This is a genomic window from Dactylosporangium sp. NPDC000555 (genome assembly GCF_040300025.1).
Taxonomy (GTDB): Bacteria; Actinomycetota; Actinomycetes; order Mycobacteriales; family Micromonosporaceae; genus Dactylosporangium.
Genome location: NZ_JBEPDB010000015.1, coordinates 74,830 through 96,236, shown reverse-complemented (window position 1 = coordinate 96,236; position 21,407 = coordinate 74,830). Strand labels below are relative to the sequence as shown.

Genomic DNA, 21,407 nt, shown 5'->3' with positions numbered 1-21,407 from the left:
TCTCGGGCCCAGCGGGCGACCCCGCGCCGGCTACACGGCCCCGTGCGCCGCGGGGCTGGGTGCGGGCCTCGTCGTGGTGGCCGGTTGGGTTTCCCAGGCGGGGCGGGCCGTTCGGACCAGCAGCAGGACCAGTGCGGCGCCGGCCAGGGCGATCCAGCCGGCCACGGTCACCACGTGGTTCACCGCGTCCGCGGCGGCGGCGTGGGCGGACGCCGGGGTGGTGGGGTGGTGGGAGGCGAGGCGGTTGGTGAAGATCGAGCCGAAGACCGCCACGCCGAGCGCGAAGCCGAGTTGGCGGAACGTGTTCATGGCGCCGCCGGCCATGCCGCTGCGCTCGTGGGGGACGGCGGCCAGGGAGGCCGAGGCCATGGTCGGCAGGTCCGCGGCCACGCCCAGGCCCACGAGCACGAGGCCGGGGATCAGGGCGGTGCCGGTGCTGGTGGCCGTGAGGCGGGCCTGCACGTCAAACAGGTCGGCGCGCTACTGCCGTAGGTCCCCGGGCCCAAGGCGAACCATACATTTTCTTGCCTTTGTCGATGATCGTGGCACGATCACCTCCCATGGAACGCATCAGGGTACCCTTCACCGGCGACGGCGCCGGACGCGGCGATCTGACCTGGGGTCAGCAGCAGGTCTGGCGGGCCATGGTCGAGGTGAACACGTCGATGAGCATGGGCGGCGTCGTGCCGGTCCCTGACGGGCGCACCGTCGAGGACTTCGCCGGTGAGCTGCGGTTCTTCATGAGCCGGTACCCAGCGATGCGCAGCCTGCTGCGCTTCGCCCCCGACGGGGCGACGACCCAGGAGGTCCTCGGCTCGGGCGAGGCCTTCCTGGAGGTGCACACCGCCGCGTCCGCCGACGCCGCCGGGGCGCTCGCCGCCGAGGTGTTCGCGGGCTGGAAGGCGCGCAACTTCGACTACGCGCACGAGTGGCCGATCCGCATCGCCGTGGTCCGCGCCGGCGAGGGCGGCCCGGTCACGCACGTGGTCGTCATGGTCTGCCACATCGCCGCGGACGGCAGCGGGCTGGCCACGATGGTCCGCGAGCTGGCCGAACGCGACACGATCGGCCCGCACCCGGCGACGGGCCCGCTGGAGCTGGCCGCCGCGCAGCGCGCCGCCGGGCGGCACACCGACAACGCGATGCGGTACTGGGAGGCGCAGCTGCACGCGATCGAGCCGCAGCGCTTCGCCGGGTACGCCGAGCCGGAGGGCGCGCGGTTCCGCCAGGTGGTGTGGCGCTCCCCCGCGATGTACCTGGCGAGCGAGCGGCTGGCCGAGCGGTTGTCGGTCGACGCCGCGCCGGTGCTGCTGGCCGCGTTCGGCGTCGCCTTCGGCCGCGTCGTCGGCGGCGGCCCGTTCGCCTCGCAGGTCATCGTGAGCAACCGGTTCCGCCCCGGGCTGGCCGACGTGGTCTCCCCGCTCGCCCAGAACGGCCTGGTGGTCCTCGACGCGCGGGGCATCACGGCGGCCGAGGCGGTGTCCCGGGCCCGCCAGGCGTCGATGAGCGCGTCGAAGTACGCCTACTACGACCCCGGCACCCGCCTGGCGCTCCTCGACCGCATCGGCAAGGAGCGCGGCGAGCCGATCGACCTGGCGGTGTTCTACAACGACCGGCGGATCAGCGGCCGACCGCTCGCCGAGGTGCCGGACGAGGCCGCGATCTCGGCCGCGCGGCCCGCCACCGAGCTGGTCTCGGAGACCTCGATGTCGTTCTTCAACGAGAAGCTGATGGTCAACGTCGACGACGTCCCCGGCACGGTCCAGATCACCACCGAGGTGGACACCGCCTATCTGCCGATCGGGGACCTGCGCCGGCTGCTGCGGCAGATGGAGGACTTCACCGTCGCCGCCGCCCTCGACCCGGGCTCGCCGGCCGTCTGACGTGCACCTCCGCCCGCAGGGGAAGATGGCTGCATGGAAGTCACCTGGTGGGGCCATGCGACCGTGGCGATCCGTGAGCGCGGGGTCACGATCCTGACCGATCCGGTGCTGCGCAACCGGCTGGCGCACCTGCACCGGCGGCGCGGGCCGCGCCCGCTGCTGGCCCACCCGCCGGACGCGGTCGTCGTGTCGCACCTGCACTCCGACCACTGCGACCTGCCGTCACTGCGGATGCTGCCGCGCGCCACCCGGCTCATCGTGCCCCGCGGGGCGGCCGCCTTCCTGCGTGCCCGCCTCGGCGAGCGCGACTTCACCGAGCTGCGCGCCGGGCAGGAGACCTCGGTCGGCGCGCTGACGGTGCGGGCGGTACCGGCCGCGCACGACGGCGGGCGCACGCCGAAGTCGCGCATCCGCGCGGTGGCGCTCGGCTATGTGCTCGGCGGCGAGCGGTCGGCGTGGTTCGGCGGCGACACCGGGCTGTTCGACGAGATGAAGGAGATCGGGCCGGTCGACCTGGCGCTGGTACCGGTGTGGGGCTGGGGCTGGACGCTCGGGCCCGGTCACCTCGACCCGGCCGGCGCCGCTGAGGCGATGCGGCTCGTCGGGCCGGCGGCGGCGGTGCCGATCCACTGGGGCACCCTGTGGCCGGTCGGCTGCCGGCGGGTACGGCCGGACCGGTTCGAGCGGCCCGGCGACGAGTTCGCCGCGCACACCCGCACGACCTCGCCGTCGACCGACGTGCGCGTACTCGCGCCCGGCGAGAGCCTGACGCTTTCGTGATCACGTTCGGGGGGCTGCTCGCCGCGCTCGCGGTGACCTTCGCGGTGGTGGCGATCGGCTCGACGGTGCCGGTGCTGCCGACCGGCGCGGCGGTCAGCGGGACCGCTGTCCTGGCCGCGCACTACAACCCACTCGTGCTGCCCGTCGTCGTCGCCGTTGGCGGGCTCGGAGCGTACCTCGGCGACGCCGTGACCTTCGCCATCTGCCGCGCCGGGGGTGAGGCCCTCACCCGGCGGCTGGGGCTGCTACGCCGGCCGTGGCGGCTCGCCGGCGCCGTGCGGGAGCGCCTGCGGCGGCGGCCGGTGGCCGCCCTGCTGGTGTCCCGGCTGGTGCCCGGCGGCCGGATCCCGGTGCTGCTCACGGCCGCGATCGTGGGGCTGTCCTGGCGTACCTTCATCGTCTCCAACGTCGCCGCGTGCGCGCTGTGGGCCGGCACGTACTCCGCGATCGGCCTGCTCAGCCGCAACGTGTTCCCGCAGCCGTGGCAGGGCGTGGTCGCCGCGATCGTGATCGTCCTCGCCGCCGGTCAGATCGCCGGGTGGGTCGAGCGACGCTGGCAGAGCCGGGCCGGCGTCGGCAACGGCAGCGGGGCCGACGTCACGCCGTGACCTCGATGTAGATGGTCTCGTCGTTGCGCAGCACCTGGTCGAGGTCGGCGACGTCGGGGCGGGCGCCCTCGCGGAAGGCCCGCACGACGATCGCGTCCTCGGCGAAGCCGGCCGACGTCAGCGCGTGGCGCAGCTCCTCGAAGTCGTAGAGCCAGCGGTGGTAGACCTGCCCGGCCCCGGAGCGGGTGCCGTCCGCCGCGGTCAGCGAGACGAGGTCGGTGCCCAGGGCCTGCGGGTGAGCGGTCTTGAACGCGGCGAACTCGATGCCGGTCAGGCCGAGCCGGTCGAAGTGCGAGCGGTCCAGCACCGCCGCGCTCAGCTCCGGCGACAGCTTTCCGACGCGGGCGAGATCCTCGGTGAACAGGTCGATCGTGCCCTCGAGCTCCTGCGGGTCCTCCCAGTTCCAGGGCCGTAGCGCGTCGTCAGCCATCTGGCCGGGTCCTCCTGGAGCGCAGGGACGAGAGTCAGATGATCTAAACACCTCGAACTCTGCCGGACACGGGAGCGTCCTCGTCGAGCGGCGGAGACCCCTCGCGCAGCCCCAGTTCGTCGAGCCAGGCGACCAGCTGGTGGTGGATCGCGACCGGGCCGCGGCGCTCGGCCGGCAGCAGCGACCAGTCGGCCGGGTGGACCAGCACCGCCTCGGTCTGCCAGCCGCCGATCCCGCCGTGCGAGCCGACGAGCTCCTCGAACGCGGCGACCTCCTCGGTGCCGGGGTCGACCCGGCTGAGCACCACCAGGTCCCCGACGTGCGCCATGGCCTGGTGGGCGAGCAGGTCGGCGGCGGCGGACGGGCCGTAGGGAACCAGCGGGTCCTCGCCCTCGACGCGCCCGTCGCGCAGCACGTGCCGGCCGGCCGGGCCGATGGCGACCGGGCCGTCCGGGCCCTCGACGACGACCAGGCCGATGCCGGGGTGCTTGGCCAGGCCGTCGACGAGGCCGGGGCGCAGCGCCTCGACGGTGGCCAGGTCGGCGCGGCCGGGCACGTCGGTGAGGTACAGCATGGCCAGGTTCCCCGAGGCGATCGTGACCACCTCGCCCTGGGGGCGGGGCGCCATCGGTCCGGAGCGGAGCGGAGGGGCCGGGCGCCATGGGCTCAGTTTGGACCGCGCGACCGGGCTGCATGAGCGGGTTTGGTTCGAGACCCCGGCGAGCAGCGTGTTGGCGCGGCCCCAGTCCTCGTCGTCGGGGCCGCCGGTCGCCGCCGCCGAGGCCTCGCCGCCGTTGCCGGCCAGGTCGGCCACGAGGCGTTCGAGCGTCACGCCGTGCCGCTGGCTGAACGTCGCGCCCTGGCTCTGCCCGTGGTCGGAGAGCACGACGATCCGGTAGTCGCGGCCGGCCACCCGGGACAGCTTGTGCAGGGTGCCCAGCACCCGGTCGAGCCCCTCGAGGGTCTGCAGGGCCTCGGGGCGCAGCGGCCCGGCGTGGTGCGCGACCTCGTCGTAGTCGACGAAGTCGCAGTAGACGACCGGCGCGCCACGGCTCATCTGCTCGGCGATGAGCGAGACGTTGAGGTCGCGCAGCAGGACGTTGGTGACCGCGCGCAGGGCCACGTAGGCGGCCGTGCGCGGCACCCTCGGGTACACGTCGCGGAACCGCTGCCGGCGCGCCTGCTGGATCTCCTTGAGCATCTCGCCGAGCGACAGCACGATCGCGCGGGCGAAGCCGTAGGGGCTGGCCACGAACGCGAGGTAGCCGCGGGCGGAGCGGCCGGGCAGCGCCGCATTGCTGAACGTCAGCAGGCTGAGCGTGGCGTCTCCGGAGAACACGTTGCTGATGCTCACCCCGCCGTCGGCGAGCAGGCCGCGGCCGGTGGAGATGCGCGCCTCCACGTCGGCGGCGTCGCGCGGGCGGTTGGTCACGACCAGCCGTGCGCTGTCCTTCTCGTACCACCGGAACGCCGGGATCTGCGCGAAGTCGCCGTGCATGATGCCGGCCTGGCTGGCCGGGGTGGTCGCCGGCATGCCGGTGTGCCAGGGCACCATCGCGTGCGTGCCGGTGCGCAGCCACCTGCCGAGGTTGGGCAGGTTGCCGGCCTTGACCGCCCACGACAGCAGGGGCGCGGAGAGGCCGTCGATCTGGATGATGAGCAGGCCGGGCTCGGTGGCGGGGACGCCGCGGTGCCGCCGCGCCATCTGCCGCAGCGCCTGGCCGAGGAAGACGTCCTCGCTGCCGGCGTCGGCGAGCCAGTTGACCAGCGCGGTGAGCGCGGCGGCGAGCCAGCTCGCGACCCAGGCGTCGGCGAACGAGTCGACGCTGACGCCCTCGCCCAGGCGCAGCGCGGCGAACATCACGACGGCCTGGATGACCACGCCCAGGGCGAGCACGCCCACGCCCCCGACGACGACCGCGATGCCGAGCAGCGCCAGGCGCATCAGCGTGCCGATGAGCGCGAGCAGGATCGTGAGCTCGACGAGGGCCGCCGGTCCGCTGGCGTGCACGCCGGGCAGCAGCCAGAAGGTGACGGCCAGGACGACGAAGCTGGTCACGCCGGAGCGCAGCAGCGACTTGCCCCACGCGACCGTGAGCCGCCAGTCCCGCAGCAGCCGGATCGCGAAACGTACCCGCTGCCTGACGACCTCCACGCCCCCAGGTTACGGCCGCCGGGGGCAGCGGCCCGATAACCGGTCGGAGTGACCCCGGTCGCACCGCATCCGATCAGACCGGCACAAGACGGGCGCCGGACCGGCAGCGCCCGGGCAGCGGACGTGACCTCACACCGGCGCCGGCCTCAGCAGGGTGCTTGCCGCCTCCGCATAGTGCTCGGCCGAGTGGACGGTCCGCTCGGCCGCGGCCCACCGCTCGCCGGGGTGCACGGGGCGGGGGGCGGACAGGACGTGGCGGAGGGCGGTGAGCTCGGCCAGATGCGCGTCGAGCAGCGACAACAGGTCGTGGTGCACCTTTTGTTTATCTCACGTTCATCTTCTCGTGGTGACGAGTTCGCTGCGAGAATAGGGATCATGGACGGAAAGCTCGAGGTGGAACGCAAGTACCGGCTACCGGACGGCTTCGCGCTACCCGACCTGACCGGGATCGGGGGCGTCGCCGCCGTCGGCGAGCCCGATGACCAGCGGCTCGATGCCGTGTACTACGACACCGAGAGCCTGCGCCTGGCCCGGGGCCGGGTGACGCTGCGCCGGCGCAGCGGCGGCAACGACGCCGGGTGGCACCTCAAGCGCCCGGCCGGCGGGGAGCGCAGCGAGCTGCAGGCCCCGGCGAAGGGCCGCAACGGCACCCCGCCGCGCGCGGTGACCGACCAGGTCCGCGCGCTCGCCCGCGGCGAGGAGCTGACCCCCGTGGCGCGGATCCGCACGCACCGCGTGGAGCGGGCCCTGCGCGCCGCCGACGGCAGCACCGTCGCGCTCGTCGCCGACGACCGGGTCCGCACCGAGTCGCTGCGCGGCGGCACCGCCCGCAAGTGGCACGAGCTGGAGATCGAGCTCGTCGACGGGCCCGGCGAGGCCCTCGACCGGCTCGACGCGGCGCTGCGCGCGGCCGGCGCCCGCCCGTCGAAGAGCCCGTCGAAGCTCGCCGAGGCCCTCGGCCGGGACTACCCCGCGCCGGAGCGCACCCGCCCGCGCGGCTCCAAGGCCCGCCGCGCGCTGGCCGCCTACCTGGCCACGCAGCGCGACGCGCTCGTCGAGCAGGACCCGCACGTGCGCGACGGCGACGCCGAGGCGGTGCACAAGATGCGCGTGGCGACCCGGCGGCTGCGCTCCACCCTGCGCTCGTTCGCCCCCTTCCTGTCCGGGGACCTCGACGCCCTGCACGACGAGATCAAATGGGTCACCGGCCTGCTCGGCGAGGTCCGCGACCGCGACGTGACGGCCGAGCGCCTGGCCGGCCTCGTCGCCGCCGAGCCGGCCGAGCTGGTCGTCGGCCCGGTGGCGGCGCGCATCACCTCGCTGCTGGCCGAGCGGGCCGCCGAGGCGCGCGAGGCGCTCACCGTGGGCCTGGACAGCGAGCGGTACACCACGCTGCTGGGCGACATCGACGCGCTCGTGGCGCGCGCGGCCGAGCCCGGCCGCATCCCGGCCCGCCTCGCCAAGGCCGGCCCGGCCAAGGCGCTGATGCGCCGCGCCCGCCGGGCCGTGCGCCGCGCCGACGCCCGCCTCGCCTCGGCCCGCCGCGCGCAGGCCCGGGCCGCCACGCGGCCGCCGGCGCCGGGCGAGCCGACCGCCGACGAGCGGCTGCACGCGGCGCGCAAGGCCTACAAGCGGGCCAGGTACGCGGTGGAGCTGGTGGCCCCGCTGGCCGGCAAGCGCGCCACGACGCTCGCCGGCCGGCTCACCGAGATGCAGGACGTGCTCGGCGCCCACCAGGACGCGCTGGTCACCTGCGACCTGTTGCGCGGCTACGCGCTCAGCGCCCACGCGGCCGGGGAGAACGCCTTCACGTACGGCCTGCTGCACGCCCGCACCGACGAGCACGGCCGGCAGGCCCTGAGCGCCCTGCCCAAAACGAGCCGCCGGGCCCGGCGCGCGCAGCGTGCGCTGTTCGGGTGAGCATCGGGTGACAGAAGGTGCGCGGGTTCGATAGGGTTCGAAGTCCGCTCCCTCCACACCCCGGGTTGACCAGTGCAGCTGCAGATTCACCTCGAAGCCCTCGGCGACGGTCCGGCACCCGACATCGACACCCTGCTCAGCCTGCGACGATGGCTGACCGGAGAGCGCGGCCTCGTTCGGTCCGAGATCGGGCCGCCGGCGGCCGACCGGCCCGGCGAGCTCGGCGCCGCCGTCGAGATCATCAGCCTCGTGCTCGGCACCGGGCTGTCGGTCGGGCAGCTGCTGCTGGCGGTGTCCAACTGGCGGCGCACCCGGCCGGCCGCGCCGGCGGTCGTGCTGACCCGGACCGGCCCCGACGGCGTGTCGGTGCGCATCGAGTCCGCCGACCCGGCGGCGGTCGCCGCAGCGGCCCGGGCGCTCGACGGCTGAGCGGTGGCGAAGCTGGCCGACCCGCGCGGGTCGCGGGCAGTGCTCGTCGGCGGGGCGCGGTACGAGTCGCTCCCCGAGGTACCAGCGATCACCCGGAACCTCAACGGGCTCGCCGGGGTGCTGCAGGACCCCGACCTGTGGGGGCTGGCGCCCGATCACTGCACCGTGCTGGCCGACCCCGACGACGCCCGGGAGGTCGGCCGGGTGCTGCGGCGGGCCGCCGACGAGACCGCCGCGGAGGGGATGCTCGTCGTCTACTTCGCCGGGCACGGCCTGGTCGACCCGGTCGACGGCAGCCTGGTGCTGGGCCTTCGGGACACGGATCCGGCGGTACCGTACGAGGCCGGCCTGCCCTTCGAGCACATCCGCCGGGCGGTGGCCGGCAGCCGGGCGCGGCGCCGGCTGGTGATCCTGGACTGCTGCTACGCGGGCCGGGCCACCGGCCACCTCGCCGCCGACGAGACCGGCACGCGGGTGGTCGCCGACCAGGCCGGCACCGACGAGACGTGCCTGCTGGTCTCGGCGCCGCGCAACCGCACCGCGCAGGCCCCGCCCGGCGAGCCGCACACGGCCTTCACCGGCGAGCTGCTGCGGGTGCTGCGCGGCGGCCTGGCCGACCGGCCCGCGGTGCTGGACGTGCGCACCGTCTGGCGGGAGGTCACCAACCGGCTGCGCGAGCGCGGGTTCGAGCTGCCCGAGCTGCGCTCGGCCGGTGACGAGCTGCCGCTGGTGCGCAACGCCGCGCGGCACCACCGCGACCTCGTCGGCCGGATCGTGGTGGCCACCGCCGCCGTCGAGGACCGCGACCTGCGCCAGGCGGCGGTGCTGATCCTGCGCCACGACCGCACCCGCGGCGCCGTCGGCGTGCGGATCAACCGGCCGACCACCGACCCGCTGCCGGCCGACATCCCGCAGGGCTGGCGGCGGCTGCTGACCACGCCGGCGGTGCTGTTCGACGCGGGCCCGCTGAGCCGCGACGAGGGGTTCATCGCCGTCGCCCGGTTGCGCCCCGACGCGGAGCCGCCGCTGCGCTTCCGGCCGGTCCGCGACCGGCTCGGCGTGATCGCGCTGTCGGCCGACCCGGAGCCGCTCGCCCCGGTGATCGCCGGGCTGCGGCTGTTCTCCGGCTACCTCGGCTGGGGCCCCGAGCAGCTGGAGGCCGACATCGACGGGGGGCTGCTGCTGCTCAGCGACGCCGCGGTGCGTGAGGCGCTGTCGAGCCGGCCGCGCGAGCTGTGGACGACCCTGCACGCCCGGGCCGGAGGGGAGTAGATGGAGGACGGGCTGATCGAGGAGATCGTCTCCGCCATCCGCCACGGAGGAACGATCACGCTGATGCTGGGCGCCGGGATGACCATGCCCGCGGTACCCGGGCTGGAGGGGCTCATCGAGCTGGCCGAGCGCTACGCCGCCGGCCTCGGCGACGACGGCGAGCTGACCCAGGCGCTGCACCAGGCCCGGGAGTCGCTGCCATCGCACGCGCTGCCGATCGAGGCGTACCTCGCGTACCGGCGCGTCTTCACCGCCCGCCGCTCCCCCGGCGAGTTCGACATCGTGGCGCAGCAGGCGGTCCTGGCCGGCTACCGAGCGCCCGACCTGGCCTCCTCTCCCCTCGCCACGCACGGCATCTGGCAGCGCGTCGACCTGCGCCTCGGCGAGCGGGTCGAGAACAGCCTGGACTGGTGGGAGCTGCCGGCCGGGATACGCGCCGTGGGCCGGCTGCTGGCCGGGCGCCCCGAGGAGTTCGGCAACGGCCTGCTCACCACCAACTTCGACCCGCTCTTCGAGGTCGCGGTCCGGCACACCGGCCGGCAGGCGGTCAGCGTCCCGGTCGCCCCCGACGGGCGCCCGGACCGCCGGCCCGAGGGCGACGGCGCCGTCCAGGTGTTCCACCTGCGCGGGTTCTGGCGCCCGGTCAGCGTGGAGACCCGCTCGCCGCTGCTGCACGACCCCGCCCCCGATTCGGTCGTACCGGAGGCCACGTCCCTGGCCCTGGCCGAGCTCATCACCGGCGACGTGGTGCTCGTCGTGGGGTACAGCGGCTGGGACGACGTCGTCACCGGCGCCCTGCGCGCGGTCGGCTCGGCCCGCCCGGTGCGGGTGCTGTGGGCGCTGCACGACGCCGCCCCGCTGCGGCTGCCCGACCGGCTGGCCGGGCTCGTCACGTTCTACACCGATATCGACGGCGACCGGCTGTTCACCGGCCTCGCCGACCGGCTCGAGGTCCCGCCGGCCGGCGCGCGCGTGAACCCCCGCCGCCGGGTGCGGCACCTGGAGTGGGAGCGCGAGCTGTTCTCCCAGCCCGGCAACACCGCCCCGGAAGGCGTGCTCCCCCTGCTGCGCCAGCTGGAGCGCCGCTACGGCTGGGGCGTGGACTGGGCCAACGAGCCGCGACGGCCCCGCCTGCTCTTCTGGCCGGTCCGGCTGCGCGCCCGCGCGTCGCTCATCAACGCCGTGCAGGCCCTCACGGCCGCCGCGCTCAGCGCCCGCGGCGTGCGCGTGGCGATCTGCCTCGACGACTTCGGCGTCACCGGCCGCGACGAGCTCATGGCCGCCTTCGTCGCCGACCTGCGCCGCTGGATGCGCCGCGTCGACCCGGCCGCCGCGCCGCGGGTGGCGTCGCTGCAGGACTACGTCGACTCGATGCCGGCCCGCTCGGCGGAGTCGCTGCTGCGTCCGACCGACCCGTGGTCGGTGGCGCGCATCTTCTACGGCGAGCGCAACCCGTCGCTGTACAGCGTCCTGGCCGCGATCAAGGTCGTGCCGCACCTCGCCCTGCACGACCTGGAGCGCAACGCCGGCGCGATCGTGCAGACCCTGCTCAGCAAGGACGCCAACCGCCTGCTCACCCCGCTCACCACGTGGTCCTACCTGCATCACCTCCTGGAGACCGAGCCCGCCGCCGAGGTCATGGCCTACGCGGGCGGCGACGAGCGCCTGCTGTGGGAGCAGTTCCGGGAGCACTTCGGCCTGGGCGGCACGCTGCTCTACAACCCGTACATCAGGCACCTCACGAACGAGTCGCGCATGGTCCGCTGGACCACCGCGGCGGAGCTGCGCGCCTACCTGACCTCGACGCGGGGCCTGCCGGGCTGGGGCGAGGAGGGCGGCTACGTGCACTGGCTGGTCCAGAACGCCTTCCTGCTGCCGCGCTACCTGACCGGCGCCGATTTCCCGGAGGCGGGCGGATATCGCCTGGACTCCTGGGCGGCGTTCGCCGCCGCCCTCGAGCGCGGCGTGCCCGTCCTCGACCTGCTGGCCGAGGACGTCTCGGCGTTCTACCTGCCCGCGGCGCCCTGAGCCCGCGCCGTCATCGTGGCGTCAGGCGTGGCACGCTCGTGGGCTCGCCGGGCCGGCCGGGTGCGGGTAGCGTCTCCGATATGACCGTGGGGGTCCTGTCGACGAGCGGCATCGACCGCTGCGTGGCCCTGCTGGGCGAGGAGCTGACCGCGTATGTCGCCGGCGCCGCCACCGTGAGCGAGTTCAACCGTTGGCGCGCCGACCGTCACCGGCGGGCCGAGATGGCCGGGCGGCTGAACGGCGCCGTCGAGGTGGCCGACGCGTTCGCGCGGGCCAACCGGCTCGGGGCGGCCGCGGGATGGCTGCGGGAGGTCGGGGCGGCCGGGGTCGAGGGGCGCTCACCCGCCCGGCTGCTGCGCGAGGCGACCGGGGACGCGCTCAAGCGCGTGGTCGACGCCGCCGAGCGCTTCACCCGCCGCTGACGGCCCGGTGCTCACCCGGTTTCCGGAGGTTTCATTCGGCCGTAACACCCCGCCGCCGTAGCGGTGCGCGGGAGGCTGTATATGTACTTTCCGGGTGGTTACCGCGACAAGCTGCGAAGGACGCGCCGTGGGCGACACGCTGCTCCCGCACCGCCTCGACATCGCCGGGGTGCTCGACCGGCTCGCCGCCGACGTGCGCGCCGGGCGCCCGCCGGCCGGGGCGCCCTACCGGCACGTGAACGGGTTCACGAAGATCGTCGCCGCGGAGTACTCCGACGGCAGCCGGCTCACCCTGCACTACTGGCCGGCCGATCCGCGCGCCGGCGAGGACGTCTCCCGGCCGCACGACCACCGGTTCCCGTTCAGCTCGATCCTGCTCGGCGGTCGCCAGCACTTCATCGAGCTCGACGAGGCGCCGATCGGGACCGCGGAGAGCGCCGAGTGGCGACGCTTCACCTACCGTCCGTACGCCGGCGGAAGAATCGCCCATGTCGCCTACTCCGGAAGCATCGCGTTACGCCCGTTCCGGCTCGTCGAGCGGGCGCCGCTCGACGGCCAGTACGCAACGACGTCCACCATCGTGCATCAGGCCGTCACCGACCGGCGGCAGGCGTGCGCCACACTGGTCCTGCGCGGACCCCGGGAACGGCTCCGCTCGCAGGTCTACTACCGGCCCGGCGAGCCACCGCCGCGCGGCGGCCTGCAGCTGGGCCGCCGCCTGGACCGCGCCGAGGTGGTCCGCCAGCTCGAGGACACGGCGGCCATGATCGCATAGGGGGCGTGCCGGTGCTGTCGCCACGGTTCGAGGAGGCGCTCGCGTTCGCGGCGCGGCACCACGGCGGGCAGGTCCGGCACAACACCGGCACGCCGTACGTCTCCCACCTGCTCGCGACGTGCGCGATCGTGCTCGAGGAGGGCGGCGGCGAGACGGCCGCGATCGGCGCGCTGCTGCACGACGTGCTCGAGGACCAGCCGACCGGGCGCGGGGCGCTGCGCGAGGCGTTCGGCGACGAGGTGTACCGAATCGTCCACGACTGCACCGACGCGGACGCCGCCCGGCGCACGCACCTGACCTGGTGGGAGCGCAAGCGGGAGCACCTGGGCCGGATGAGCTCGCAGGCCGGCCCGCAGTCACTGCTCGTCATCGCCGCCGACAAGGTGTGCAGCCTGCAATCCCTGGTGGACGATCTGCACCGGTTCGGCCCGATGTTGTTCGAGCGCAGCGCGCGCACCGCGGACGAGCTGCTGTGGAACTACCGGGAGGTCCTCGGCGTGCTCGAGCGCCGCCTCGGCGACCGGCCGGTCGTGGCCCGCCTGCGCCGCCTGGTCGAGCAGTTCGCGGCGCTTGCCGTTGATCCGCGGCGGTGACAAGATCGTCCGGTGCGGCTTGACCTCTCGGCGCTTTCGTCCTTCCACGGCTCGCTCATCACGCCCTACGACCCCGACTACGAGGGCGCCCGGGTTCTGTTCAACACCCGGGTCCGGACCCGCCCGGCGCTGATCGCGCGGTGCGCGGACGCCGGTGATGTGGCCGCCGCGATCCGGTTCGCGCGCGCCAGCGGGCTGCCGCTGTCGGTGCGCGGCGGCGGGCACCACGCCAGCGGGCTGTCCCTTGTGGAAGGCGGCGTGGTCGTCGACGTCGGCGCCATGCGCGACGTGGTGTTCGATCCGGCCGGCGGCACGGTGAAGGTCGGCCCCGGCATCGGCTGGCGCGACATCGACCAGATCACCTACGCCGGGCACTCCTTCACCGGGCCCGACGGCCTGGAATACGGGCTGGCCGGCCCCGGCGGCGAGTGCCCGACGGTGAGCAACGCCGGCTACAGCCTCGGCGGCGGATACGGGCCGCTCGCGCGCACCCACGGCCTCGGCTGCGACCACATCCTCGAGGCCGAGCTGGTCGACGCGGAGGGCAACCTGCTGCGCGCCAACGAGACCGAGCACCCGGACCTGTTCTGGGCGCTGCGCGGCGCGGGCGGGGCCGGGTTCGGCGTGGTGACGAGCCTGACGTACCGGCTCAACCCGCTGCCGAAGACGGTCGTGGGCGGGATCGTCGCCTGGCCGTACGAGCGGGCCCGGGAGATCTTTCGCGCCTACCGCGACCTCTACGCGGGCCGCACCGACGACCGGCTCGCGCTGTGCATGGTGCTCACCACCGAGCCCTACCCGGACGGCGAGCCGGTCATCGCCATGTACGGCATGTACGTCGGGCCGCCCGCCGAGGCCGAGGAGGCCTTCGCCCCCATCCACGCGCTCGGCGAGCCGCTGTTCAGCACCATCGGCGAGACGAGCTACCTCGACATGATGACGGTCCTGGGCGAGGAGATCGTGTACGGGCTGCAGTCGAAGTGGCTCGGGGGGTACTTCTCGGAGACGGGGTTCGACGAGGACGCCTTCGAGGTGCTCGTGGAGCGCTTCCGGCAGGCGCCGTCGGGCTTCTCGATGGTGCGCTTCGACCTGCTCGGCGGCGGCGCGATCGCCCGCGTGCCCGCCGACGCGACGGCGTTCGCGCACCGCTCGGCGCTGCACTACGTCTCGATCCTCGCGCAGTGGCCCGGCGACGACGAGACCGCCGCCAACGTGACGTGGGTCGACGAGTTCGCCGAGGCGCTCCGGCCGCATCTGACCGGCGAGGTGTACCAGAACTACGCCGACCGCGACCTGCGGGACTGGCCCGCGGCGTACTACGGCGCGAACTACCCGCGGCTGCAGGCGGTCAAGCGGGCGTACGACCCGGGCGACGTCTTCCACACGCCGCAGTCGATCAGGCTGTCGTAAGGCGCGTCACGATACCCGCGAACATTGACGCCCACCAACGGGGCGACAATTGAAAAGGGTGCGGGAAAGGGTGCGGGCAACATCCGAATGTATTTGTCGTCGACTCTCGAACGGTATGCCCGATACCCGAACGACGTGCCGGTTGACACCGCCTGAAAGTCGGGCGATGCTTTGTTTCGGCCATCGAAAATGGTCGCTTCCATGAATGGTTGTCCTTTCTGGTGCGCCGCGATTACCCCCGACCGGTCGGTGGGAATCGCCGCCGCCGCACGCGCGCGTGCCGGCGCCGCCGGTGTGTGCGCCCGTCCAAGGAGGTGAACATGTCGGACACGAAGCACAAGGTCGTCTCGGGCCGCAAGGTGGTCTCGGGCCGCAAGGTCGTCTCGGGCTGACCGAACCCGCGGGCGGCCTCCCCCGGCCGCCCGCACCCGACCCGGCGTCCACTGTGGAGGCGGCGTGAAGACCTACCCGGCCACCGTCGGCCAGCTGTCGGTCTGGCGTGACATCGAGAAGATGCCGGTCGGCCGGACCTGGGAGGCGAACCTCACCTTCGTCTGGGACCTGCCCGCGGACGCACCGCCGGACGAGCCGGCCGTCTGGCGCGCGCTGGCCCGGCTCGCGATGCGCCACGGATCCCTGCGCACCCGGTTCGTCGTGGACGACGCCGGGATGCCGCGCCAGTGGCTGTCCGAGGACGGGGAGGCGGAGATCCTCGAGCGGATCCGGCAGGGCAGCGCCGATGCCGCCGAGCGGGCCGAGCTCGAACAGCGGGAGCTGCGACGGGCCGTCGACGTCACCCGCGAGCTGCCCTGGCGGGCCTGGCTGCTGCTCGACGCCGGGCGGCCGGCCCAGGTGCTGGTCATCGTCAACCACATGGCCGCCGACGGCGCCGCGGCGCTCGTGATGCGGGAGGACTTCCTGCGCCTGCTCGGCGGCGAGGAGCTGCCACCGGCCCCGGGCCCGCTGGAGATGGCGCTGGAGCAGCAGGCGGACGGCGGCGGGCGGCTGCGCACCGCCGAGCGGTACTGGCGGCGCACGCTCGCGGCGGCGCCCCGGCTCGCGGACGGCGCCTGCGATCCCGAGCGGGTCGGCGCCACGCTGCACACCGGCCTGCCCATGCCGGACGCGCACGACGCCGCCGCCAAGATCGGCGTGAGCCTGGCCAGCGTGCTGCTCGGGGCGTACCACCGGGCGCTGTGCGCGGCGACCGGCGAGCGCGCGCACCTGCTCTTCCCGATGTCGGCCAACCGCTACGACGAGCGGCACGCGGGGGTGGTGACGAGCCTGAACCAGTGGGCACCGCTGCTGCTGGACCTCGACCCCGCCGAGCCGTTCGACGCCGCGGCGGGCAAGACCCACTGGAAGGCGTTCAACGCGCTGAAGAACGGCGTCTGCTCACCCGACGCGATCGTGGCGATCCGCGCGGAGCACGCCGGCGCTGACCCCGGCTACTACTACAACCCGATCCTGGCCCCGCCCGGCTTCCCGTCCGAGGACACCCGGGCGCCGGCGACGGTGGAGTGGTACGACCCGGCCCGCGCGACCGGCCCCGGCTTCTACCTGATCGCCCGGGGCCTGACTTCCCTCGATCTGATCCTGCGCGTGAACCGCCCCGGCTGGGACCGCCCGCGCGTGGCGGCGTTCCTGCACGCGATCGCCCGCGAACTATCCCCGATCGGTGTCGATTCGCCGCCTATTTGATTGCCACCCGGCAATTCCGGAAGCCCTGCCCGCGAGGGCTCCAGTGCATTGCAATAGTGGACGACCGGGCATACTCGCGCGCATTCAAAATGCGCGGGTGCCGCCTCTCGATCGGCCCTGCAGCCGGGCGCGCACGGTCTCACGCCGGGCGCGGTTCGGACCGGCCGCCGGGGACGCGGATAAGTCCAGACGCTGACGCGTCCGGACTTATCCGATATTTTGTCAACGCACCAAGCTCAGTCGCGCAGCGAGCGGCCGGTCTTGGTGAGGAACACGTCGTCGAGGGTCGGGCGGTGCAGCTCGATCGTGGACAGCGTCACCCCGGCGCCCTCGAGGGCGCGCATGATCTGCGGGATCGCGGTGTCGCCGGCGTCGACGTTGAGGCGCAGCTCGCCGTCGTCGCGGACCTCGACGCCGCGGGCGAAGGGCTGGTCCTTGAGCACATCGGCGGCCTTCTCCGACAGCTCGCCGACGCCGACGGTCACCACGTCGCCGGAGATCTCGCGCTTGAGCTCGTCGGGCGTGCCCTCGGCGACGACCTCGCCGTGGTCGATGATGGCGATGCGGTCGCAGAGCGCGTCGGCCTCGTCGAGGTAGTGCGTGGTGATGAAGACCGTCATGCCGTCGGCCCGCAGCCGGCGGATCTCGTCCCACATGTGGGCGCGGCTCTGCGGGTCCAGGCCCGTGGTCGGCTCGTCGAGGAACAGCACCTGCGGGCGGTGGATGATGCCGAGGGCGATGTCGACGCGGCGGCGCTGGCCGCCCGAGTAGGTTTTGCACTTGCGGTCGGCGAAGTCGGTGAGGTCGAAGGCGGCGATCGCCTCCGCCGCGCGCGTGGCGGCCTCGGTGCGGCTCAAGCCGTACATGCGGGCCTGCAGGATCAGCTCCTCGCGAGCGGTGACGTCGTCGGTGGTGCCGCCGCCCTGCGCCACGAAGCCGATGCTGCGCCGCACCTGGGCCTGCTCGGTGCGCAGGTTCGCCCCGGCGATGGTGGCCTCGCCGTCGTCGAGCGGGATGAGTGTGGCGAGCATGCGCAGGGTCGTGGTCTTGCCGGCGCCGTTGGGCCCGAGGAAGCCGAAGATCTCGCCCTCGGCGACGTCCAGGTCGATGCCCTTGACGGCGTCGACGCTGGTGGTCTGCCGCTTCTGCCGGGTCTTGTAGGACTTCTTGAGCCCCTTGGTCTTGATCATCGAGTGTCCCCTAACCTACTTGACCGAGCGCGCGAAAAGGCTGGCCGACCAGGTGACCGCGGCGATGACGACCGCGCCGCAGAACACGATGCTGCCCCACACGTGCGTGTCGCCGGGGTTGCCGGCGTAGAGAGCCCGCATGCCGGTGACGGCCCAGTTGAACGGGTTGTAGTCGGCGATGGTGCGCAGCCACAGCGGGGCGAGCGCGAGCGGCAGCAGGGTGCCGGACAGCAGCATCAGCGGCTGGGCCACGTTGTTGATGACCTGACCGAGCACGTTGGGGTTGTTCACCTTGATGGCGATGCCGTACGAGATGGCCGCCGCCGCCAGGCTGATCAGCGCCAGGATCGCGTAGCCGAGCAGGATGTTGCCGATGTTCGTGATGAGGCCGAACGGCAGCGACAGCACGGTGATGACCAGCGACTGCACCATGACCGTGACCACGTCGCGCAGCGCCCGGCCGAGCAGCAGCGCGACCCGGCTGACCGTGGTGACCCGGGAGCGCTCGATGACGCCGTTGGCGAGGTCGCCGAGCAGGCCGAAGCCGACGTAGAGGCCGCCGCCGATGGCCAGGGCGACGAGCATGCCCGGGACGTAGACGCGGTAGGCGTCGAGCATCGACGTGGCGCCCATCGACTGCAGGGCCGGCTTGAGCAGCGGGGCGAACAGGACGAGATACACCACCGGCTGCGCGATGCCGAGGAAGACCCACAGCGGCGAGCGGACCATGAGCAGGAGGTGGCGCTGGAAGATGAGCCCGGTGTCGCGAAGTACTTTCACTCGTATCGCCTCAATCGTTGTGGTGTGCCTCGAGGATGTCGGCGGCCGCCTCGGCTCCCCCGCCGGCCGTCAGCCGGTCGCCCTCCGCCCGGGCGGCCGCGGCGTAGGCCGGCTCGTCGAGCAGGCGCAGCAGGGCGGCCCGCAACGCGTCCGGGCGGGTGTGGTCGAAGGAGACCCGCAGCCCGGCGCCGGCGGCCCGCACCGCGTTGGCGTTGAGCGCCTGATCGCCCTTGATCGGCGCGACGACGAGCGGCACGCCGTGCACCAGCGCCTCGGAGACGGTGTTGAGGCCGCCGTGCGCGACGACCGCGTGCAGGTGCGGCAGCAGGTCCAGCACCGGCACGCGGCGGCGCACGAGCACGTGGCCGGCCGGTTCGGCGAGGGTGCCGTCGGGGGCGACGACGACGGCTTGCAGCCGGTCGCCCAGCGGCGCGAGGGCCTCGGCGACGCGCTGGTAGAAGCCCTTCGCCAGGTCCATCGACAGCGTGCCCATGGTGACCAGCACATGCCGGCGGCCCGGGTCGAGCCAGTCGAACGGGAAGTCCGGGTCGGGCGCGCGGGCGGCGATCGCCGGGCCGACGAGGCCCACGCCGGACGGCAGGTCGGCCGGGTCCCCGGCGAGCGCGCCGGCGGTGAACGCGACGACGCCGTGCGGGGAGAAGCGCAGGTCGTGCGGCGGCACCCCGAGCATGCCGGCGGCGCTCCACGCGCCCGCCATCTGCTCGCCGATCCACGCCTCGACGCGGGGCAGCGCGCGGCGGAACGGGCGGGTCAGCTCCATGGTCGTGGGCGCGACGGAGACCCACCGCAGCCCGTGCGCCTGCGCGACGATCGCGCCGGCGATCGCGTGCTGGTCGACCACAAGCACGTCCGGGGCGAAGTCCGCGACGGCGGCCTCGACGCCCTTCCGGGTGCTCTTGGCATGCGGGACGATGTAGCCCTCCCACCGCGAGCGGGTCGCGTCGAGTCCGCGCTCGGCCTGCCCGCGGTGCGCCCGCAGCGGGATCGGGTGGATCCGCTCGTCCTCGCCGATCAGCGGCCGCAGGAACGACTCGGACCCGGCCCACAGCACCTCGTGGCCCCGGCGTCGCAGGGCCGTGGCGACCGCCGCCATCGGGTTGACGTGCCCGGTCAGCGGCAGGGACAAAAACACGAACCGACTCATCCTGTACCGCCGGACGCGTCCACATAGGACGATATGCCCGCGACCCGCGGTGATGCACCGGTAGCAGCGTCCACATAGGACGCGACGTCCGCGACGCGCAGGGCCAGCAGTGCCTCCAGGTCGAGCCCGGACACCCACCCGGCGAGGTCGACGCCGGGCCCGAACCGGACGGCCAGTCCCTCGCCGAGCGCGACGAGCTCGATGCTGTCGAGGAACAGGTCACCGTCGAGCCGGGTCGCCGGTGTGATGCCGGCCAGCCACTCCGCGTCCTCGCCGGTCACCTGGCGCAGCAGCTCGGCGACCGCAAGCTGCGTCGGCGTCGGCGTCGTCATGCTCAGTCTCCGGCCGGTAACGCCGCGGGCTTCACCGCGCGGACCGCGCCGTACGTCACAGCGCCCGTGCTGAAGCCCTTGAGCATCAGCGGCCCCGCGTAGAAGAAGCCGAGCACGTCGACGCCCCGGTCGCGGGCCAGGTCGCGCATCATGGCGCGGCCGTTGTCCAGCTCACGCACCTGCGCGAAGGTCGGCTCCCAGGAGTTGGCCACGTTGGCGCTCCAGTCCACGATGGACACCTCGCCGAAGCCGGCCGCGCGGGCCAGCCGCTCGTGCTCCTCCAGCGAGGAGAAGCTGGGCATCACCTGGTGGCGCAGGATCTGGTCGACGACGCGGTGCTCCTCGGGGCTGAGGTCGCCGTCGCGCACCGACCAGGTGGCGATGGCGAGCACGCCGCCCGGGCGCAGCAGCCGCATGGCCTCGGCGAAGAACGCGGCGCGGTCGGCGATGTGCATGAGGCTCTCGACGGCCCACAGCGCGTCGAACGACGCGTCCGGGAAGCCGTTGTCCAGCGCGTCGCGCTGGTGGAACCGCGCCCGCTCGGCGAGGCCGGCCGAGGCCGCCTTCTCGTTGGCGCGCGCGGCCTGCGCCGCGCTGAGCGTGACGCCCTCGACGGTGCAGCCGTGGGGCCCGGCGAGATACAGCGCGGGGCCGCCGATGCCGCAGCCGACGTCGAGCACATGCGCGCCGGACGGGATACGCGCGAAATCGACGAGCTCGCGCACCAGCCGGTCGGTCGCGGCGTGCCGCTCGTCGTCGCTGCCGGGGCGTTCGCCGGCGTCCCAGAAGCCGTGGTGGACGTGCTCGCCCCAAAGGTCTTCGTACAGGTCGAGGGTGGTGTCGTAATAGCGCTCGACCGCGGCGTTGAGCCCCGGCCCAGCGGGCGCGGACGGGTATGCAGAACCGGTATCGGCTTTCACAGTCGCAAATCTCCGAATGAGCAGCACCGGGAATGGGGACGCGGCCGGGAAAGGCGGCGAGCCCGGCCATTGTATGAACCCTGTGCCGAACCTTGTCAATGACCGGCCCAAGTTTGCTGAACGCGCTCTCACCGGTGCGCGACCGACACACTGCGTGCAACCGGATACCTGGGAAGTCTGTATATCCGCAGTGCAAGTACCTAACGAGCGTTCGACGCCCCGTTGCTGACGGTAGTGGGAGCTCGACCCGTAGTGTCCGAACCCGCGGCGATTGTCCGATTGTGCAGCGCTCGCATGTGGCCGTGACCCGGCCTGACCTCGGCGTTCAGGGGAATGCCGACGGTATCGATCCAAACGATTCTTACGGGAGGTCGTGTGACAGAACGGACATCCTGTCGCATGTTCAGGTTGCCCACCCTTGTCAAATGGGCTTGATTGCGTAAGGTCTATGCCTAGTCGAGGTGCCTATTTTCTGCGTTGAGCGGCCGGGCATCGGCGTTCGGGCGACGTTGCCGAACCAGGCGCCACCAGCTCCTCGACCTCTCGCAGTGTGTTCATTCGGGGGTTGTACACGCTGATCGGCGGCCAGTGCTGGCCGGCCCGGTCGGTGCGTA

Annotated in this window: 22 protein-coding genes; 13 read left to right on the top strand and 9 right to left on the bottom strand. The window is 73.5% G+C overall.

Annotated elements, in window-relative coordinates:
- Nucleotides 1–30: 30 nt before the first annotated feature.
- On the bottom strand, nt 31–462 hold the full coding sequence (locus tag ABT297_RS12935; RefSeq protein WP_350548255.1) for an MFS transporter: 432 nt from the start codon (nt 460–462) through the stop codon (nt 31–33).
- A gap of 98 nt (nt 463–560) precedes the next feature.
- Here ABT297_RS12935 and ABT297_RS12930 point away from each other — a divergent pair, with 98 nt between their 5' ends.
- Genes ABT297_RS12930 through ABT297_RS12920 form a run of 3 tightly spaced genes read left to right on the top strand, consistent with a single transcriptional unit; the run spans nt 561 to nt 3,271 of the window.
- Nucleotides 561–1,883 carry a condensation domain-containing protein gene (locus tag ABT297_RS12930; RefSeq protein ID WP_350548253.1) on the top strand — a complete coding sequence of 441 codons (1,323 nt, stop codon included), beginning with the start codon at nt 561–563 and terminating at the stop codon, nt 1,881–1,883.
- Between the two features lie 33 nt (nt 1,884–1,916).
- Nucleotides 1,917–2,663 (top strand): MBL fold metallo-hydrolase, encoded by a 747-nt coding sequence (locus ABT297_RS12925; RefSeq protein WP_350548251.1) that lies wholly within the window; start codon nt 1,917–1,919, stop codon nt 2,661–2,663.
- Nucleotides 2,660–3,271 (top strand): DedA family protein, encoded by a 612-nt coding sequence (locus ABT297_RS12920; protein WP_350548249.1) that lies wholly within the window; start codon nt 2,660–2,662, stop codon nt 3,269–3,271. The genes ABT297_RS12925 and ABT297_RS12920 overlap by 4 nt, the downstream gene beginning before the upstream one ends.
- Here ABT297_RS12920 and ABT297_RS12915 read toward each other — a convergent pair.
- The 3 genes from ABT297_RS12915 to ABT297_RS12905 all read right to left on the bottom strand — a co-directional run bounded on the left by ABT297_RS12915 (nt 3,261) and on the right by ABT297_RS12905 (nt 6,171).
- Complete coding sequence (locus ABT297_RS12915; protein ID WP_350548247.1) at nt 3,261–3,701, bottom strand: hypothetical protein; 441 nt, start codon at nt 3,699–3,701, stop codon at nt 3,261–3,263. The genes ABT297_RS12920 and ABT297_RS12915 overlap by 11 nt on opposite strands.
- Nucleotides 3,702–3,744: 43 nt before the next feature.
- Entirely contained in the window at nt 3,745–5,856 is a 2,112-nt protein-coding gene (locus tag ABT297_RS12910; RefSeq protein WP_350548245.1) for a phage holin family protein, read from the bottom strand.
- Nucleotides 5,857–5,985: 129 nt separating this feature from the next.
- Nucleotides 5,986–6,171, bottom strand: a complete 186-nt coding sequence (locus ABT297_RS12905) for a hypothetical protein (RefSeq protein ID WP_350548243.1) — start codon at nt 6,169–6,171, stop codon at nt 5,986–5,988.
- A gap of 60 nt (nt 6,172–6,231) precedes the next feature.
- Here ABT297_RS12905 and ABT297_RS12900 point away from each other — a divergent pair, with 60 nt between their 5' ends.
- The 10 genes from ABT297_RS12900 to ABT297_RS12855 all read left to right on the top strand — a co-directional run bounded on the left by ABT297_RS12900 (nt 6,232) and on the right by ABT297_RS12855 (nt 16,406).
- Nucleotides 6,232–7,776, top strand: a complete 1,545-nt coding sequence (locus tag ABT297_RS12900) for a CYTH and CHAD domain-containing protein (protein WP_350548241.1) — start codon at nt 6,232–6,234, stop codon at nt 7,774–7,776.
- 72 nt (nt 7,777–7,848) lie between these two features.
- The gene (locus ABT297_RS12895) at nt 7,849–8,205 is read left to right on the top strand and encodes an effector-associated constant component EACC1 (protein ID WP_350548239.1); all 357 of its coding nucleotides are present in this window, start codon (nt 7,849–7,851) and stop codon (nt 8,203–8,205) included.
- 3 nt (nt 8,206–8,208) lie between these two features.
- Entirely contained in the window at nt 8,209–9,477 is a 1,269-nt protein-coding gene (locus ABT297_RS12890) for a YqgE/AlgH family protein (protein ID WP_350548237.1), read from the top strand.
- Nucleotides 9,478–11,505 carry an SIR2 family protein gene (locus ABT297_RS12885; protein WP_350548235.1) on the top strand — a complete coding sequence of 676 codons (2,028 nt, stop codon included), beginning with the start codon at nt 9,478–9,480 and terminating at the stop codon, nt 11,503–11,505. It abuts the gene before it with no gap.
- Nucleotides 11,506–11,585: 80 nt separating this feature from the next.
- A complete protein-coding gene (locus ABT297_RS12880) occupies nt 11,586–11,927 on the top strand; it encodes a hypothetical protein (RefSeq protein ID WP_350548233.1) in 342 nt (113 codons plus the stop codon).
- A gap of 127 nt (nt 11,928–12,054) precedes the next feature.
- Nucleotides 12,055–12,702 (top strand): hypothetical protein, encoded by a 648-nt coding sequence (locus tag ABT297_RS12875; RefSeq protein WP_350548231.1) that lies wholly within the window; start codon nt 12,055–12,057, stop codon nt 12,700–12,702.
- A gap of 5 nt (nt 12,703–12,707) precedes the next feature.
- Nucleotides 12,708–13,295, top strand: coding sequence for an HD domain-containing protein (locus tag ABT297_RS12870; protein ID WP_350548229.1), 588 nt, complete (start codon nt 12,708–12,710; stop codon nt 13,293–13,295).
- Between the two features lie 12 nt (nt 13,296–13,307).
- Nucleotides 13,308–14,705, top strand: a complete 1,398-nt coding sequence (locus ABT297_RS12865) for an FAD-binding oxidoreductase (RefSeq protein WP_350548227.1) — start codon at nt 13,308–13,310, stop codon at nt 14,703–14,705.
- A 209-nt stretch (nt 14,706–14,914) separates the two neighbouring features.
- Nucleotides 14,915–15,097: a hypothetical protein gene (locus tag ABT297_RS12860; RefSeq protein ID WP_350548225.1), complete on the top strand. Its 183-nt coding sequence runs from the start codon at nt 14,915–14,917 to the stop codon at nt 15,095–15,097.
- A gap of 64 nt (nt 15,098–15,161) precedes the next feature.
- Complete coding sequence (locus tag ABT297_RS12855; protein WP_350548223.1) at nt 15,162–16,406, top strand: condensation domain-containing protein; 1,245 nt, start codon at nt 15,162–15,164, stop codon at nt 16,404–16,406.
- Nucleotides 16,407–16,642: 236 nt separating this feature from the next.
- On the opposite strand, the gene ABT297_RS12850 is transcribed toward ABT297_RS12855, so the two are convergent.
- From ABT297_RS12850 to ABT297_RS12830, 5 genes are read right to left on the bottom strand one after another with little or no spacing between them, the layout of a single operon-like run.
- Nucleotides 16,643–17,596, bottom strand: a complete 954-nt coding sequence (locus ABT297_RS12850) for an ATP-binding cassette domain-containing protein (protein ID WP_350548221.1) — start codon at nt 17,594–17,596, stop codon at nt 16,643–16,645.
- A gap of 15 nt (nt 17,597–17,611) precedes the next feature.
- On the bottom strand, nt 17,612–18,376 hold the full coding sequence (locus ABT297_RS12845; protein ID WP_350548219.1) for an ABC transporter permease: 765 nt from the start codon (nt 18,374–18,376) through the stop codon (nt 17,612–17,614).
- A 10-nt stretch (nt 18,377–18,386) separates the two neighbouring features.
- Nucleotides 18,387–19,529, bottom strand: coding sequence for a glycosyltransferase (locus ABT297_RS12840; protein ID WP_350548218.1), 1,143 nt, complete (start codon nt 19,527–19,529; stop codon nt 18,387–18,389).
- Between the two features lie 8 nt (nt 19,530–19,537).
- A complete protein-coding gene (locus ABT297_RS12835; protein ID WP_350548215.1) occupies nt 19,538–19,873 on the bottom strand; it encodes an acyl carrier protein in 336 nt (111 codons plus the stop codon).
- A gap of 2 nt (nt 19,874–19,875) precedes the next feature.
- Nucleotides 19,876–20,793 (bottom strand): methyltransferase domain-containing protein, encoded by a 918-nt coding sequence (locus ABT297_RS12830; RefSeq protein WP_350548214.1) that lies wholly within the window; start codon nt 20,791–20,793, stop codon nt 19,876–19,878.
- Nucleotides 20,794–21,407: the final 614 nt, after the last annotated feature.

Excerpts from the sequence above, each read along its gene's own strand:
- ABT297_RS12900 (WP_350548241.1), top strand. The coding sequence starts at position 6,232 with ATGGACGGAAAGCTCGAGGTGGAACGCAAGTACCGGCTACCGGACGGC.
- ABT297_RS12835 (WP_350548215.1), bottom strand. The coding sequence starts at position 19,873 with ATGACGACGCCGACGCCGACGCAGCTTGCGGTCGCCGAGCTGCTGCGC.
- ABT297_RS12925 (WP_350548251.1), top strand. The coding sequence starts at position 1,917 with ATGGAAGTCACCTGGTGGGGCCATGCGACCGTGGCGATCCGTGAGCGC.
- ABT297_RS12850 (WP_350548221.1), bottom strand. The coding sequence starts at position 17,596 with ATGATCAAGACCAAGGGGCTCAAGAAGTCCTACAAGACCCGGCAGAAG.
- ABT297_RS12880 (WP_350548233.1), top strand. The coding sequence starts at position 11,586 with ATGACCGTGGGGGTCCTGTCGACGAGCGGCATCGACCGCTGCGTGGCC.
- ABT297_RS12885 (WP_350548235.1), top strand. The coding sequence starts at position 9,478 with ATGGAGGACGGGCTGATCGAGGAGATCGTCTCCGCCATCCGCCACGGA.
- ABT297_RS12930 (WP_350548253.1), top strand. The coding sequence starts at position 561 with ATGGAACGCATCAGGGTACCCTTCACCGGCGACGGCGCCGGACGCGGC.
- ABT297_RS12915 (WP_350548247.1), bottom strand. The coding sequence starts at position 3,701 with ATGGCTGACGACGCGCTACGGCCCTGGAACTGGGAGGACCCGCAGGAG.